We start from the raw sequence: 14,255 nt of genomic DNA on the forward strand, positions 1-14,255 counted from the left end.
AGGTTTTTTACCCAAAAAACGTATCGAACGGTAGCGATAGCGGCTTTTTTTGAATTTATCTAAATAAAAGTTGAAATGGTTTTTGAAATCGTAATTTAAGCACTTAAAATATACTCATTTCTGAATGTGTCGTTACATCTTCGAGTAATTTCATTCCTTTAAAAGAGTTTCCATTTTTATTTAATTTAGGACTCCAAACTGCAATAGTATAGTTATTTGGATATAATGCGACGATGCCACCACCAACACCACTCTTACCAGGTAATCCAACTTTAAAGGCAAATTCACCAGACTCATCATAAAATCCGCAAGTGAGCATAAGTGCATTAATTCGTTTTGATTGGCTACTGGATATAATTTTAGTACCATCGAATTTACGTCCACCATTAGCCAAAAAAGAAAAGGTATGTGCTAACTGTTGGCAGTTCATTTCTAAAGAACACATATCAAAATAAAAATCTAAAACATCTGCAGGTTCGTTTTTAATATTCCCAAATGATTTAATAAAATTACATAAGGCTACGTTTCTGTAACCTGTTGCTTTTTCGGAATCAGCAATTTTATCAGAATACTGAAGATCTGGGATATCACTTAATTCTCTAACAAATTCAAGAAACTCTTTTCGTGCATCTTCTAAATGAGACATTAAAATATCGCAAATTACAATAGCACCAGAGTTTACAAATGGATTACGAGGAATGCCCTTGTAGGTTTCTAGCAACAGAAGCGAGTCGAACTTCGTGCCAGAAGGCTCAACATCTATGCGTGTCCAAATACGCTCTCCAAGAAATTTAACTGCTAATGCTAACGAAAGGACTTTTGCAATACTTTGAATTGAGAATTTTTCTAAATGGTCTCCAAACCCAAAATTAGTACCATCTATTTTAGTCATGTGCACCCCAAATTTTGATGGATTTATATTTGCCAATTCGGGTATATAAGTGGCCAATTCTCCTTGATCTTTAAGAGGTTTGGTGATATTGTATGCGTTTTCTATGGTTTTTTTATACGTATTATTCATTTCTATTATAAGTTGAAGGAGGTTTGATTTAAGGTAAGATTTGATTTTAGTTTGTCTGCTGACTTTGGATTTTTCACAAGGTCTTTTTTTAATACATGCTGCCTCAATATTTTCTGAATATCCATATTGTCTTTCTGAGGTATGATATAGGTATTTAAATCATCGCTATGAGTAATTTGGGCATCATTATCAATAAAACCATAACCAATATAGATGCCATTTTTAATCTGAATAAAGGCTTTTTCATTAACATGTCTACCTTTTTCTTTAATTACAATATTATCTTTTTGTTCCGAAATACTATGAATCGCTTCTAGCACTCTATTATTGTAATCTTCGACGGATTCTTCATCTTTACAAATCCCTTTACAGTTCTTTATACTATAGTGAGAGCATTCTGAAACCGATTCTTGTAAATGACAGTATTTAGGACAGAGATTATGTTGAACACATATATTTTCAAGATAGGTGCGTACATCTCTAACATTAAAGAACGTAATTATAGGATTAGGAACCAATTTCCCTTTATTAGTTGCCAAGTGTAACACACCTTTTCTATCTTCATAAGAGAAAATAGCAAAAGATTGAATGGTTCGCTTGGCCACTTTATTATACATTGGAAAATGATGTTTTATTGCCGCATCTTCCATTAGTAATGCTATAAGTTCACTTCCGGAAACCTCAAAGTCAATATCACCTGTTTCTCTAACCATATCTAAAGATTTTTTTGTTTTACTATAGAAATGACTTAGTACACGTTTTTTTATATCAATTGCTTTACCAACATAAATAATAGTTCCTTTTTTATTTTTAAAATAATAGATACCAGGCTTATTTGGTAAAGCTTCAAAGACTTCTTTAGGTAGGTTAGGAGGTAAGGTGCCTTCTCTAGAGTTTTTGTTTAAAAATTCTTTAAAAACGACTTCGGTGTCTGGTTGACGTAAAAGTATTTCGAATAAAATAACTGTTGCTTCTGCATCACCTCGAGCGCGATGACGGTTTACTAAGTTTATATTAAGAGAATTACATAGTTTTCCTAAACTGTAAGAACGATGCCCAGGCAATAAACGTCTAGATAATCTCACAGTACATAATTTCTTTCTATTAAAATCGACACCAATTCGTTTAAACTCCCCACTAATAATATTGTAATCAAAATTAACATTATGAGCCACAAAAGTAGTGCCTTCTGTAATATTTAAGATATCGTCTGCAACGTCTTTAAATACTGGTGCATCTGCAACCAAATCATTGTCAATACCTGTGAGTGCTACTATATGTGAAGGAATAAAAGATTCTGGATTAATGAGACTTGTAAACTCATCTATAACGGTTTCACCATCATATTTAAAAATCGAAATTTCAGTCATTCGATTTCCTTTACCTGTGGTTTCAACATCAATAACGGTATATATCATTTTTAGTTTTGAAGCGTTCTTGTTTATTTTTTAAACCTACAAGTTAATTAATTTTAATGGGATTTATACGTTTTTATCGCTTTGGAAGTATATATCTCAAACTGAATCATAAACAATTGATTGTAACTAAACCACAAAGCGCATTGGCTTGTAATTAAAATGCTCAACGGAAAATATTGGACTGTTTGTAGTTCGTTTTTTACATCCTGATTATGGCGTCTATAAAAAATTATGAAAGATTTCAATTAAAATGTTGATAGTTAAAAAAAATGGCACCATCTTTGTAATTCAATAAGTATTATAAATTAAATTACATTATGAGTAAAGGAACAGTAAAATTTTTCAACGATGCCAAAGGATTTGGTTTTATCACTGAAGAAGGAGTAGACAAAGATCACTTCGTACACATTTCTGGATTAGTAGACGAAATTCGTGAAGGCGATGAAGTTGAATTCGATCTTGAAGAAGGTAAAAAAGGATTAAACGCAGTAAACGTAAAAGTTATTTAATACATATACGTCAAGTTTAAAGTAAAAGCCCATCAGTAATGATGGGCTTTTTTTAGCTATAAACTGAACAGGAATTAAGAGTTCTTTATTTTTTAATTCTAATTGGCTTTAACTGAATAATACCAAAAACATCTATATTTTTATAATCGCATAAGTGACATCGATCTCTTACCTTTTATAACCAATATTAGTTCTACTAGTATATTTATGATGATTAGTAGAAGAAATTTGTGAAGGTGCTGAAGTTGAATTTGATTTTAAGAAAGTAAAAAAGAATAAAACGCAGTAAACGTAAAAGTTATTTAATACATATAATTCAAGTTTAAAGTAAAAGCCCATCATTACTGACGGGCTTTTTTTAGCAATAAACTTAACGGTTTAATTAAGACTTATTTATTTTTTAACTCTAATAGGTTTTAACTGAATAACACCAAAAGCATCTAATATTTTTATAATCACATAAGTAACATCGATCTCGTACCACTTGTAACCAAAATTAGCTCTACTTGCATATTTATGGTGATTATTATGATAACCTTCACCCATCATAAGAAAATCGAAACGAAAAAGGTTTTTACTCGTATTCTTCATTTTAAAATTTACATAACCGTAAATATGACCAAACCAATTAATAATAACTCCGTGTATTGGTGCCATTAAAAATGTGATTGGTAATAAGAGCCATTGCCACCATGATGTTACAAATAAGGCAAAGAATAAGATGTAGAGTGAAATCCATAACAATCTGGAAAAACGAGAACTCGCAAAACTATCAAAAGCTTTCCATTGTGGTACGTTTTTAGTAAAACGATCATCGACCGCTATACGTTGTTGGTTAATATCTTGATAAATGGTTTTGGTTTTCCACATCATAGCAAACACATTATCATCAAAAGATGGTGAGTGCGGATCTTTTTCTGTATCAGTATATGCGTGATGCATACGATGCATAATACCGTAACCATAAGCACTTAAATAACTGGAACCTTGAAAAATCCATGTAAGCACAAAAGTAATACGCTCCATGGTTTTAGACATTGTAAAGACTTGGTGAGCTGCATAACGATGCAAAAAGAAAGACTGAAAAAACAGACCTCCATACCACAGTACTGCTACAAAAAGGATTATAATCATAACTTTTTTTACAAAGATAAGTGCACAATACGTGCCAAACAATGAACCTAAATCAATAAATAGAGCTGTATAGCTAAGTTTAACTTAACCTTAATAAAATAAAAAGTTAATTATTAACCCCGTTTAGGACGCATCTTACTATTGGGCTTATATAAAATAGACTTGTCACTTTTTTAATACTGAATATGACATGATTCGAATAGCTTTAGCGCAAAACATCACCTAAACACGCTTTCTAATTCTGCTCAAAGCTTGTGCTGTTATACCAATATAAGAACTAATATATTTTAGAGGAATTATTTTTAAAAGTTCAGGACGTTCTTTAAATAACTTCAAATACCGTTCTTCTGCAGTAAGATTCAATAAGTTTTGTTCTCTGTTAGATTTTAATAAGAATAAGCGCTCTGCAGTTAATCGTCCTATTAAATTTCCAATTTGTGTGGTTTTATAAACATCTTGTAAATCAGAGTAAGTGATACTTAAAAGTGTCGTTTCAGAAAGGGCTTGTAATTGATATGCTGAAGGTGTTTGTGTTAGAAAAGAATCATAGGCGCTAACAAACTGATCTTTAAAGCTAAAACCAAAAGTTATTTCTTTTTCGGACGCTTCTTTAGGAATATATAAACGTACCACACCAGATTCTATAAAAGAAATATGGTTCTCAATAACGTTTGTTTTTAAAAAAACAGCTTTCTTTTTAATCACACGACGTTGCAGTTTAGATGTAAAAAACTCCCAATCTGATTGAGATATGGTGGCTAATTGATCTAAATAAGCTTTTATCTGTTGCACGCGTTTTAATACTATTAATTAAGATTGTAAAGATACATATTCAATCAATCATTAAATCGAAAAAACATAAGAAACAACGATATCTTCACATGTTTCTTACATACTCTATTATTTATACTATTTTTGTCGTGTTAATTAACGAAAGCAATATCAAAATAGAAATAAGTTGCTTTTACAATAGTATAATAAAATTTAAAACAAAAAGATGATTAGAGATTTCTTAAATAAATTGTTTAATTCTAACAAAGAAAAGGAAACGAAAGAAGGTACCGTGAAATTTTTTAATGCAAAGAAAGGATTTGGGTTTATAACTGTTAAAGATTCTAACGAAGAGATTTTTGTTCATACAACTAACCTTGTAGATAAGATTAGAGAGAAAAACAAAGTAACATTTAACGTTGAAAAAGGCGAAAAAGGGCTAATTGCAACGAATGTAAAGGTGGTGAAAAAATAATTTTCACCAGTTTCCTCATCAATATTTTTAATTATTAGAGTTCTTCTCGGACCTAATAACGAAAGGCTCAGGCTTGTTTCGTGTTTAGATTTAGATAAAATGGTTTGTTTAAATACACTTTAGGCAGCATCTATTTTGGGCTTCATATCTAAAAAGTCTTCCGTTCTGAATAATACAAGGTCATTTCCGCTTTACCAAGATCGGTATTCTTACCTTTGCAAAAATTATTTTTATGTCAAAGCGTTTTTCCGATTTAGGACTTAATGAAAAGTTACAACAAGGTTTAGTTGAACTAGAGATTACAGTTCCAACAGATATTCAAGTCAAGACCATTCCTGTGGTATTACATCAAAAGAGCGATGTCGTGGCTTTAGCCAAAACAGGAACAGGAAAAACTGCAGCATTTGGATTGCCTTTATTGCAATTAATTAATGTAGAAAACACAGAAATACAAGCTGTGATTTTGGCACCAACACGAGAGTTAGGTCAGCAAATTAGTGCCAATCTAGAATCTTTTGCAAAACATATTCCAGATATTTCTATTGCTACTGTTTGTGGTGGAGTACCAATTAAACCTCAGATAGAACGTTTACAAAACCCAACACATATTGTTGTAGCTACACCTGGACGTTTAGCAGATTTAGTAAAACGACAAGCCGTAAACATTTCAAACATCTCTTATTTTATATTAGATGAAGCCGATGAAATGGTAAGCGCCTTAAAAGAAGGCTTAGACGCTATTATCAAAGAAATCCCTAAATCTAGGAGAACATTATTGTTTACAGCAACAATGCCTGGAACCATAAAACAACTGGTTCAGAATTATATGTCCAAACATGTTATTCATATTGAAGCAGATATGGCAACCGTTGGTCATCAAGGTATAGATCATCAGTTTGTTGTTGTAGAACCTATAGAAAAACTAGATGTTTTACTTCATTTTTTAAATTCTAAATTAGGACAACGCGGTATTATTTTTTGTAAAACGAAGGCTGCAGTAAATAAACTAGCTAAGAAATTAGCGATTAATAAGTTTTCTTCTGGTGCTATTCATGGTAGTTTAAGTCAAGGTATTCGAGATCGCATCATGGGACAATTTAGAGAAGGCCATATTGATATTTTAGTCGCTACAGATTTAGCTGCACGTGGATTGGATATAAAAGATGTTGCTTACGTTATTAATTACCATTTACCAGACACATACGACGCGTATGTTCATAGATCAGGAAGAACCGCAAGAGCAGGAGCAAAGGGCTTAGCATTAACCATTCTTCAACAAGAAGAAGTTAATGACATCGCTGATTTTGAAGATGAGTTAGGCATTCATTTTTCTGAATTAAAAAAAGCAGATGCTCAAAGTATAGAAGAAAACAATACGCTTTTGTGGGCAAAGAAAATATTTAAAACAAAACCAAACCGTTCAATTTCTGAAACGTTACGAAAAGACGTAAGAACGATTTTTCATCATTTAACGAAAGAAGAATTGATTGAAAAGGTAATGGCACATCAATTAGCACAAACTTCGTTAGCGCCAACAAAAGCAGACGATTCTAAAACAAAAAGTAAAAAGAACTAGTCATGGCAAATAATATAAAAGCGCAACAAGAGATTCTCGAAAAACTAAGCATTTACGAGCTCAACCCAATGCAGGAAGCGGCCTTGGAAGCGATTGATAAAAATGATAAGACGATTCTTTTATCTCCAACAGGAACTGGTAAAACCTTGGCCTTTTTACTACCATTACTAGAACGTTTAGATCCGGAATGCGAAGAAGTACAAGCCTTAATTATTGTACCATCTAGAGAGTTAGCGATTCAGATAGAAACTGTAATTAGAGATATGGGTTCTGGTTATAAAGCCAATGCTATTTATGGTGGACGTGCTATTTCTAAAGATAAAATAGAATTAAAACATACTCCAGCCATTTTAATTGGTACTCCAGGACGTTTAGCAGATCATTTTGAACAAGCACGTTTTACCACCAAGTTTATAAAAACACTGGTGATTGATGAGTTTGATATCTCTATTGAAGTTGGAGCAAGCGGTGAAATGAAATTTATCATGGGCTACTTAGCCAATGTTAATAAGCGTATTTTAACTTCTGCTACAGAAGGAGCTTCGATTCCTGCATATTTAAAAATGGATGGTGCTAAAACCTTAAATTATCTAAAAGAAAAATCGAGTCCAAAATTAACCATCAAAACCGTATTATCTCCATCAGCAAATAAGCATAATACGTTAGTAGATTTATTATATCATCTAGGAAACGAACCTGGTATTGTATTTTGTAATAAAAAAGAACGCCTCGAAGATTTAAGTCGTTTTTTAGACAAACGAAATATAGCACACACTTGTTTTCATGGCGGTATGGAGCAACGCGATCGTGAGCGTGCTTTAATTAAATTAAGAAATGGAAGTGTATCGTTTTTAGTCGCTAGTGATCTGGCCGCTAGAGGAATTGATATTCCTGAAATGAGTTACATTATTCATTACGAAATTCCAGAAGCTATACAAGAATACACACATAGAAATGGTAGAACTGCTAGAGTTAACGCTAAAGGCACAGCCTATCTTATAAAAGGTGATAAAGAAATATTCCCTGATTTTGTTGAGAAATCTAAAGTGCAAATGCTCTCTAAATCTGGAGAAATTAAACCTCCGTTTTGGACAACCTTATTTATTTCTGGTGGACGAAAGGATAAAATTTCTAAAGGAGATATAGCAGGTTTATTTTTTAAACAAGGTCATATTTCTAAAGATCAATTAGGAGTTATTGAGTTGAAACAAGATTGTGCTTTTGTTGCCGTTCCTGCTACTATTGCAGATGATTTGGTAGAACAATTGAATAATGTACGTTTGAAGAAAAAGAAAGTTCGCGTTTATACAGTTTAGTAAATTCTCGAACTAAAGCAAAGGCTTTAAAACTTCCCAAACTGTATTTGCTAATATTTTATGACCTTCAACTGTTGGATGAATACCATCTGCTTGATTAAGCTCTGCAATACCACCAACATCTTTTAATATAAAAGGGATAAATTCTAGATGGTTTTGATTTGCCAGATCTATAAAAATCTGTTTAAATTCTGAAGTATAGTCTTGTCCCATATTTGGAGGTAACTGCATTCCTGCTAAGATAATTTTAGTTTCAGGACTTTTCTTATTTACCGCATCTATTATGGCTTGTAAGTTATCTCGAGTTTCAGAAAGCGGTACACCACGTAAACCGTCATTGGCTCCTAATTCTAATATAAACAGATCAATTTTCTGATTCAAAATCCAACTGATTCTACTTTTTCCACCAGCTGTAGTTTCGCCACTTAATCCAGAATTAATTACGGTATAATTTAAATTTATAGCATCTATTTTTTGTTGCAATACGGCAGGAAAGGCATCATTACTGTCTTCTAGTCCATAACCAGCAGTTATACTATCTCCAAAACATAAGATCGTTTTTGTATTAGTTTCAATCAGAGTCAGAGAGTCTTCTGTTTGCGTTTGTGTTTCGCTTTCAGATAAAGTTTTATCTGCTGAATTATTACCACAAGCCATCATTAAAAAGCCCATAATAAAATAACAAAACTTTAAGAGTTTAGAGACAGGTAGAGTTGGTAAAATTGAAACCAATTGATTATTTTGAGCCTTCGACATAAGTGGTCTTAAAAATTAAAATTAACATGCCAAAGATATTAAAGATAACTGGTCTAGAAAAGACATATTCTAGCGGTAACAAACAATTAACGGTCTTACACGATATTTCATTCGATGTAGAAAAAGGACAAACCTTTTCTATTGTTGGTCCATCTGGAAGTGGCAAAACAACCTTATTAGGTTTGTGTGCGGGCTTGGATGAGCCTAATTCTGGTAGTGTTGAGCTTTGTGGTGAAGATTTAAATGACTTAAATCAAGATCAACGTGCACAATTAAGAAACAAGAGCGTTGGTTTTATTTTTCAGAATTTTCAATTGTTACCAACATTAACCGCTTTAGAAAATGTAAGTGTTCCTTTGGAATTACAAGGCCATAAAGATGCTGTAAAAAAGAGTATGACACTATTAGAAAAAGTAGGTTTAGCAGATCGTTTTGACCATTATCCATCTCAACTCTCTGGTGGAGAACAACAACGTGTTGCTTTAGCTAGAGCTTTTGCTAATGCACCTTCTATTTTATTTGCTGATGAACCTACAGGTAATTTGGACGAAGAAACAGGAGAGAAAGTCATTCAATTATTGTTTGATCTTAATAAAGAAGCTGGAACTACGTTGGTCATTATTACACATGACCTGGATTTAGCTAACCGAACACAACAAATCTTACGGCTTAAAGGCGGACAAATTTTAACAAACGAACGTACTGAAGTTCTGTGAACCCATTCACATCCTTATTATGAATAAAAATACAAAATGGCTTTTTAAAATGGCATGGCGAGATGCCAAGGCAAGCCGTGTGCGTTTATTATTGTTTATGGCTTCCATTATCTTAGGCATAGCTGCTGTGGTTTCTATTCAGCTGTTTAGCACCAATCTTAAAGATAATATTAAGCTACAATCTAAGGCTTTAATGGGTGCTGATTATATTATTGACACCAAACAAGTTCCAACAGAGCGTGCACAAGCAATTATAGACTCTTTACAACCCGATGCTTCTGAAATAAACTTTGTTTCTATGATTGCTTTTCCTAAAAATGGAGGCACCAAATTAGTAAAGGTAAGAGGGCTTAAAGGTGATTTCCCTTTTTATGGAACTATAGAAACACAACCTACCTCTGCATCAAATGATTACCAAGACTTAGGTGGAGCATTAGTTGACGCAACTTTAATGCTTCAATTTAATGTAAAACCTGGCGATTCTATAAAAGTCGGTGAGTTAACATTACCAATTTTAGGGACTTTAAAAGCCATTCCTGGAAGTACAGCAATTTCTACCTCTGTAGCTCCACCTATTGTAATTCCGTATCGATTTTTAGACGATACAGGACTTTTACAATTTGGAAGTCGAAAGGAATATCAATTCTTTTACAAAACATCTCCATCTTTAGATTTAGATCTATTTAAAAAAAATATTCAGCCTTTACTTGACGATGAAAACGCCGATTTAGATACACATACTAGCACAAGTAGACGCTTAGGTAGGCGTTACGATAATGTTGGTCGGTTTTTAAATTTAGCCGCTTTTATAGCCTTATTGTTGGGGTGTATTGGTATTGCGAGTTCTGTACACATCTATATTAAAGAAAAACTCAGTGCTATTGCTGTTTTAAAATGTTTAGGAGCGTCAAGACGGTCTAGCTTTTTAATTTTTGCTATTCAAATTGCAGGTATTGGTATCCTTGGAGGTTTAATTGGATCGCTTGTTGGTATTGGGTTACAAGAACTATTCCCATATATTTTAAAAGACTTTTTACCTTTTTCTGTTGAAATTTCAATAGGTATTCAACCCATACTTATTGGTGTTTTTCTAGGTCTATTCATGTCGGTTTTATTTGCACTATTGCCATTACTTAGAACTTGGTACGTCTCACCCTTAGAAGTATTACGTGTGGATGAACAAGGTTCAAAAGAGCCTTTAAAAGTAAGATTATTAGTGTTTACAGCAATTATTACGTTTCTATTCCTGTTTTCATTTTGGTTACTAAAAGATGCCTTATTGGCTCTAGGATTTATTGTGACCACTCTAATTGCCTTTACAACTTTAGCAGGTGTTGCTTTATTATGTATTAAAGGTATTAGACGTTATTTTCCGAAAAGTTGGGGATTTACAGCAAGGCAAAGTTTACTAAATCTGTTTAGACCAAATAATCAAACGGTTGTTTTAATTGTAGCTATTGGTTTAGGGACAAGTTTAATTAGCACTTTATACTTTACAAAAGACATTCTACTGGCTAAAACGGATGTTGGCCAAAACTCAGAAAATGCCAATATTATTATATTAGATGTGCAATCTGAGCAAAGTGATGCTGTTGAACTAAGCATTACTTCTAAAAATTTGCCGATTATAGATAACATTCCGATTGTTACAATGCGAATGCATAAAATAAAAGGGAAATTGGTCAATGATTTACGACAAGATTCGACCAAACTATCACATAGTTGGGTGATTAATCATGAATTTAGAAGTACGTATCGTAATACACTTATTGATTCTGAAAATGTGATAGAAGGTGAGTGGACACCACAATTAGCGCTTGGTGAACCTATCGTTATTTCTATTGCTAATAATGTAGCAGAGCAAGCTGAATTAACGATTGGTGATGTTATTGTTTTTAATGTTCAGGGCGTGCTTATGGAAACTACGATTGGCAGTATACGAGAAGTTGATTGGAGACAATTACAACCCAATTTCAACATTGTATTTCCTAAAGGAGTATTAGAGCAAGCTCCACAATTTAATGTGATTCTAACGTCGGTTAAAGATGAAACTAGTTCTGCAGATTTACAACGTGATTTGGTAGCAAAATATCCTAACCTCTCAATTATTGATTTGCGACAAGTTTACGACACAGTAGAAAACATTTTAGATAAAGTTTCTTGGGTTATTAATTTTATGGCGTTCTTCAGTATTATTACAGGTATTATTGTATTGATTGGCTCCGTGAGAACTAGTAAGTATCAACGTATTAAAGAAAGTGTATTATTACGAACGCTTGGAGCTAAAAACAAACAAATTTTACAAATCTCTGCATTTGAATACCTGTTTTTAGGTTTAATTGGTAGTTTGGTTGGGATTTTATTAGCCTTACTAAGTAGTCTCTGTTTAGCATTAATACTTTTTAATGAACCTTTTACACCATCTATAATTCCGTTTGTAGTCTTTTTGCCAGGAATTACATTATTAGTTTTAGGTATTGGACTTAGTAATATTAGATCTGTATTAAGCAGCACTCCTCTTGAAGTATTACGTAGAGAGAGTTAATGTTATAAAACCAGACCTAATAAGGCGTTGTAACTAATTTTAGTAAAATGATAACATACCAAGTAGAATATAATTTGTCCCCAACTGAGTTTAAAGACGTACTCGTTAAATCTACACTTGGAGAAAGACGTCCTGTGGATGATTTGGATAGAATTAACGCCATGGTAGAGAATGCCAATTTAATCATTACAGCAAGAGACAACACTAAATTAATAGGAGTTTCGAGATCTATAACGGATTTTGTGTATTGTACTTATCTTTCAGATTTAGCCATAGATGAAGACTATCAAAAACGCGGCATAGGAAAAGAGCTCATTAGGTTAACCAAACAAGAAACACCAAAAGCTACACTCATTTTATTGGCTGCACCAGCCGCCGAAAATTACTATCCACATATTGGAATGACTAAAACTGAGGTTTGCTTTTTATTGAAGGATTTAAATCATTTGAAATAAAGAAATAGGATTAACAATCAAATCCTAATAAACATTTTTCATACTATTTATAAATCGTTTTTCTATCAAATCACAAGAAGCCTCTTAATCAAAAGTATGACGTTTCTCAGCTGTAGAAGATGCGCTTAGTAATTCATTGAATCTTTTTATCACATTAAAATTTTCTGTAATTGCTGTAGATACTGCAATACCAGAAATTCCTGCGGCTAATATATCAGCCACATCATCTATGGTAATGCCACCAACACCAATAATGGGTATAGGCGTTTTTAAAACATCTGTAATAGCTGAAAAACCAGACAAACCTAAAATTGGAGGTAAATTGTCTTTGGTTGTTGTTTCTCTAAAGGGACCTAAACTAATATAATCAATTTCTGTATCCAATAATGCTTCACATTCTTGAAGCGTATTTGCTGTAGCACCAATCATTTGCCAAGCATACAAATATTTTCTTGCCACAGAAATACTGCAATCTTTAGGGCCTAAATGAACACCATCTGCTTTAACTTCTTTTGCAATTTTATAATGATCATTAATAAGCAATCGTGTTTGAAAATGAGACGTAATCGCTCTCGCTTCCGTCGCTATCTTTAATACTCTTTTTTCTGAAACATTTTTCAATCGCAATTGTACCAATTCTGCACCAGATGAACAGGCTTTCTGAATGTTATCTAAATGCTCTTTTGGTGAGTTCCCTTGAGAAATATAATGGAGTTTAGGTATAGTCATACTTTTTGTGTCAGATGGAATTAAAAATTAAATACATCAGTTCGCTAAGATTCATTTTGTAGCAAAGATGTATTTAATTCTAATGATTAAAGCGAAGGTAATTAATATTATCCTGATGAAACTTATCATCACTTTTTTAAAAATAAAACAGACAAACAACGATTGTGTTATTCGTAAAATAACAACCCTGATTTTAACGAATTCATAAATATTTAATAGTGTCGCAATTATTTAGATAAAAATAAAATACCATAAAAGTCTTCAATTCATTGTTATTACTGCTATTTAAGCCCAATTACAAATCAGACGATAGATTTAGAAATTTAATGTTTTTTAGAACATGATTTCTATCATATAATAAAAAGTAGTGCTAAGCTAAATTTGTAGAGAGATAAAATAGAATATTATGAATATATCACACATTGAGCATTTAGGTATCGCAGTAGAGAATTTAGATGAAGCCATAAAATATTATGAACAGGTCTTAGGAATGAAGTGCTATTCTATAGAAGAGGTTGTCGACCAGAAGGTAAAGACAGCCTTTTTTTTGGTAGGTAATACAAAAATTGAATTACTAGAAAGCACCTCTCCAGATGGCCCTATTGGAAAGTTTATTGCTAAAAAAGGACCAGGTATTCATCACATTGCATTTGCTGTAGATAACACAACAGAAGCTCTAAAATTAGCAGAAGAACGAGGAGTAAGATTAATAGACAAAGCATCTAGAAAAGGAGCAGAAGGCTTAAACATAGGTTTTTTACATCCAAAATCTACAATGGGTGTGCTTACAGAACTTTGTTCTAAAAACGGATAGTTACAAATTATATAAAAGAT

The 14,255-nt window shown here is 32.6% G+C and carries 14 protein-coding genes; 8 read left to right on the forward strand and 6 right to left on the reverse strand.

Annotated features, from left to right (window positions below):
* Positions 1 to 103 precede the first annotated feature (103 nt).
* Positions 104 to 1,021, reverse strand: coding sequence for a glutaminase (locus HM981_RS10125; RefSeq protein ID WP_179338667.1), 918 nt, complete (start codon positions 1,019 to 1,021; stop codon positions 104 to 106).
* A 5-nt stretch (positions 1,022 to 1,026) separates the two neighbouring features.
* Positions 1,027 to 2,439, reverse strand: coding sequence for an exonuclease domain-containing protein (locus HM981_RS10130; RefSeq protein WP_179338668.1), 1,413 nt, complete (start codon positions 2,437 to 2,439; stop codon positions 1,027 to 1,029).
* 317 nt (positions 2,440 to 2,756) lie between these two features.
* Between HM981_RS10130 and HM981_RS10135 the strand changes: the two genes are divergently transcribed.
* The gene (locus HM981_RS10135) at positions 2,757 to 2,948 is read left to right on the forward strand and encodes a cold-shock protein (protein ID WP_092467858.1); all 192 of its coding nucleotides are present in this window, start codon (positions 2,757 to 2,759) and stop codon (positions 2,946 to 2,948) included.
* Positions 2,949 to 3,341: 393 nt separating this feature from the next.
* Here HM981_RS10135 and HM981_RS10140 read toward each other — a convergent pair whose 3' ends face one another.
* Positions 3,342 to 4,082: an acyl-CoA desaturase gene (locus tag HM981_RS10140; RefSeq protein WP_179338669.1), complete on the reverse strand. Its 741-nt coding sequence runs from the start codon at positions 4,080 to 4,082 to the stop codon at positions 3,342 to 3,344.
* A gap of 222 nt (positions 4,083 to 4,304) precedes the next feature.
* On the reverse strand, positions 4,305 to 4,874 hold the full coding sequence (locus tag HM981_RS10145; protein WP_179338670.1) for a Crp/Fnr family transcriptional regulator: 570 nt from the start codon (positions 4,872 to 4,874) through the stop codon (positions 4,305 to 4,307).
* Between the two features lie 205 nt (positions 4,875 to 5,079).
* Here HM981_RS10145 and HM981_RS10150 point away from each other — a divergent pair, with 205 nt between their 5' ends.
* From HM981_RS10150 to HM981_RS10160, 3 genes are all read left to right on the forward strand, one after another.
* The gene (locus HM981_RS10150) at positions 5,080 to 5,328 is read left to right on the forward strand and encodes a cold-shock protein (protein ID WP_179338671.1); all 249 of its coding nucleotides are present in this window, start codon (positions 5,080 to 5,082) and stop codon (positions 5,326 to 5,328) included.
* A 232-nt stretch (positions 5,329 to 5,560) separates the two neighbouring features.
* Positions 5,561 to 6,904 carry a DEAD/DEAH box helicase gene (locus tag HM981_RS10155; RefSeq protein ID WP_179338672.1) on the forward strand — a complete coding sequence of 448 codons (1,344 nt, stop codon included), beginning with the start codon at positions 5,561 to 5,563 and terminating at the stop codon, positions 6,902 to 6,904.
* Between the two features lie 2 nt (positions 6,905 to 6,906).
* Positions 6,907 to 8,220 carry a DEAD/DEAH box helicase gene (locus tag HM981_RS10160; RefSeq protein WP_179338673.1) on the forward strand — a complete coding sequence of 438 codons (1,314 nt, stop codon included), beginning with the start codon at positions 6,907 to 6,909 and terminating at the stop codon, positions 8,218 to 8,220.
* 12 nt (positions 8,221 to 8,232) lie between these two features.
* Here HM981_RS10160 and HM981_RS10165 read toward each other — a convergent pair whose 3' ends face one another.
* Positions 8,233 to 8,976, reverse strand: a complete 744-nt coding sequence (locus tag HM981_RS10165; RefSeq protein ID WP_179338674.1) for an arylesterase — start codon at positions 8,974 to 8,976, stop codon at positions 8,233 to 8,235.
* A 26-nt stretch (positions 8,977 to 9,002) separates the two neighbouring features.
* Here HM981_RS10165 and HM981_RS10170 point away from each other — a divergent pair, with 26 nt between their 5' ends.
* From HM981_RS10170 to HM981_RS10180, 3 genes are read left to right on the forward strand one after another with little or no spacing between them, the layout of a single operon-like run.
* Entirely contained in the window at positions 9,003 to 9,692 is a 690-nt protein-coding gene (locus HM981_RS10170) for an ABC transporter ATP-binding protein (RefSeq protein WP_179338675.1), read from the forward strand.
* 49 nt (positions 9,693 to 9,741) lie between these two features.
* Entirely contained in the window at positions 9,742 to 12,237 is a 2,496-nt protein-coding gene (locus tag HM981_RS10175; RefSeq protein ID WP_179338756.1) for an ABC transporter permease, read from the forward strand.
* Positions 12,238 to 12,284: 47 nt separating this feature from the next.
* A complete protein-coding gene (locus HM981_RS10180; RefSeq protein WP_179338676.1) occupies positions 12,285 to 12,692 on the forward strand; it encodes a GNAT family N-acetyltransferase in 408 nt (135 codons plus the stop codon).
* An 84-nt stretch (positions 12,693 to 12,776) separates the two neighbouring features.
* Here HM981_RS10180 and thiE read toward each other — a convergent pair whose 3' ends face one another.
* Positions 12,777 to 13,421: a thiamine phosphate synthase gene (gene thiE, locus HM981_RS10185; RefSeq protein ID WP_179338677.1), complete on the reverse strand. Its 645-nt coding sequence runs from the start codon at positions 13,419 to 13,421 to the stop codon at positions 12,777 to 12,779.
* 406 nt (positions 13,422 to 13,827) lie between these two features.
* Between thiE and mce the strand changes: the two genes are divergently transcribed.
* The gene (gene mce, locus HM981_RS10190; protein ID WP_179338678.1) at positions 13,828 to 14,235 is read left to right on the forward strand and encodes a methylmalonyl-CoA epimerase; all 408 of its coding nucleotides are present in this window, start codon (positions 13,828 to 13,830) and stop codon (positions 14,233 to 14,235) included.
* Positions 14,236 to 14,255 lie beyond the last annotated feature (20 nt).

The sequence above is a fragment of the Winogradskyella ludwigii genome (genome assembly GCF_013403985.1).
Classification (GTDB): Bacteria; Bacteroidota; Bacteroidia; order Flavobacteriales; family Flavobacteriaceae; genus Winogradskyella; species Winogradskyella ludwigii.

Excerpts from the sequence above, each read along its gene's own strand:
- HM981_RS10125 (WP_179338667.1), bottom strand. The coding sequence starts at position 1,021 with ATGAATAATACGTATAAAAAAACCATAGAAAACGCATACAATATCACC.
- HM981_RS10130 (WP_179338668.1), bottom strand. The coding sequence starts at position 2,439 with ATGATATATACCGTTATTGATGTTGAAACCACAGGTAAAGGAAATCGA.
- HM981_RS10135 (WP_092467858.1), top strand. The coding sequence starts at position 2,757 with ATGAGTAAAGGAACAGTAAAATTTTTCAACGATGCCAAAGGATTTGGT.
- HM981_RS10140 (WP_179338669.1), bottom strand. The coding sequence starts at position 4,082 with ATGATTATAATCCTTTTTGTAGCAGTACTGTGGTATGGAGGTCTGTTT.
- HM981_RS10150 (WP_179338671.1), top strand. The coding sequence starts at position 5,080 with ATGATTAGAGATTTCTTAAATAAATTGTTTAATTCTAACAAAGAAAAG.
- HM981_RS10155 (WP_179338672.1), top strand. The coding sequence starts at position 5,561 with ATGTCAAAGCGTTTTTCCGATTTAGGACTTAATGAAAAGTTACAACAA.
- HM981_RS10160 (WP_179338673.1), top strand. The coding sequence starts at position 6,907 with ATGGCAAATAATATAAAAGCGCAACAAGAGATTCTCGAAAAACTAAGC.
- HM981_RS10165 (WP_179338674.1), bottom strand. The coding sequence starts at position 8,976 with ATGTCGAAGGCTCAAAATAATCAATTGGTTTCAATTTTACCAACTCTA.
- HM981_RS10170 (WP_179338675.1), top strand. The coding sequence starts at position 9,003 with ATGCCAAAGATATTAAAGATAACTGGTCTAGAAAAGACATATTCTAGC.
- HM981_RS10175 (WP_179338756.1), top strand. The coding sequence starts at position 9,742 with ATGGCATGGCGAGATGCCAAGGCAAGCCGTGTGCGTTTATTATTGTTT.
- HM981_RS10180 (WP_179338676.1), top strand. The coding sequence starts at position 12,285 with ATGATAACATACCAAGTAGAATATAATTTGTCCCCAACTGAGTTTAAA.
- thiE (WP_179338677.1), bottom strand. The coding sequence starts at position 13,421 with ATGACTATACCTAAACTCCATTATATTTCTCAAGGGAACTCACCAAAA.
- mce (WP_179338678.1), top strand. The coding sequence starts at position 13,828 with ATGAATATATCACACATTGAGCATTTAGGTATCGCAGTAGAGAATTTA.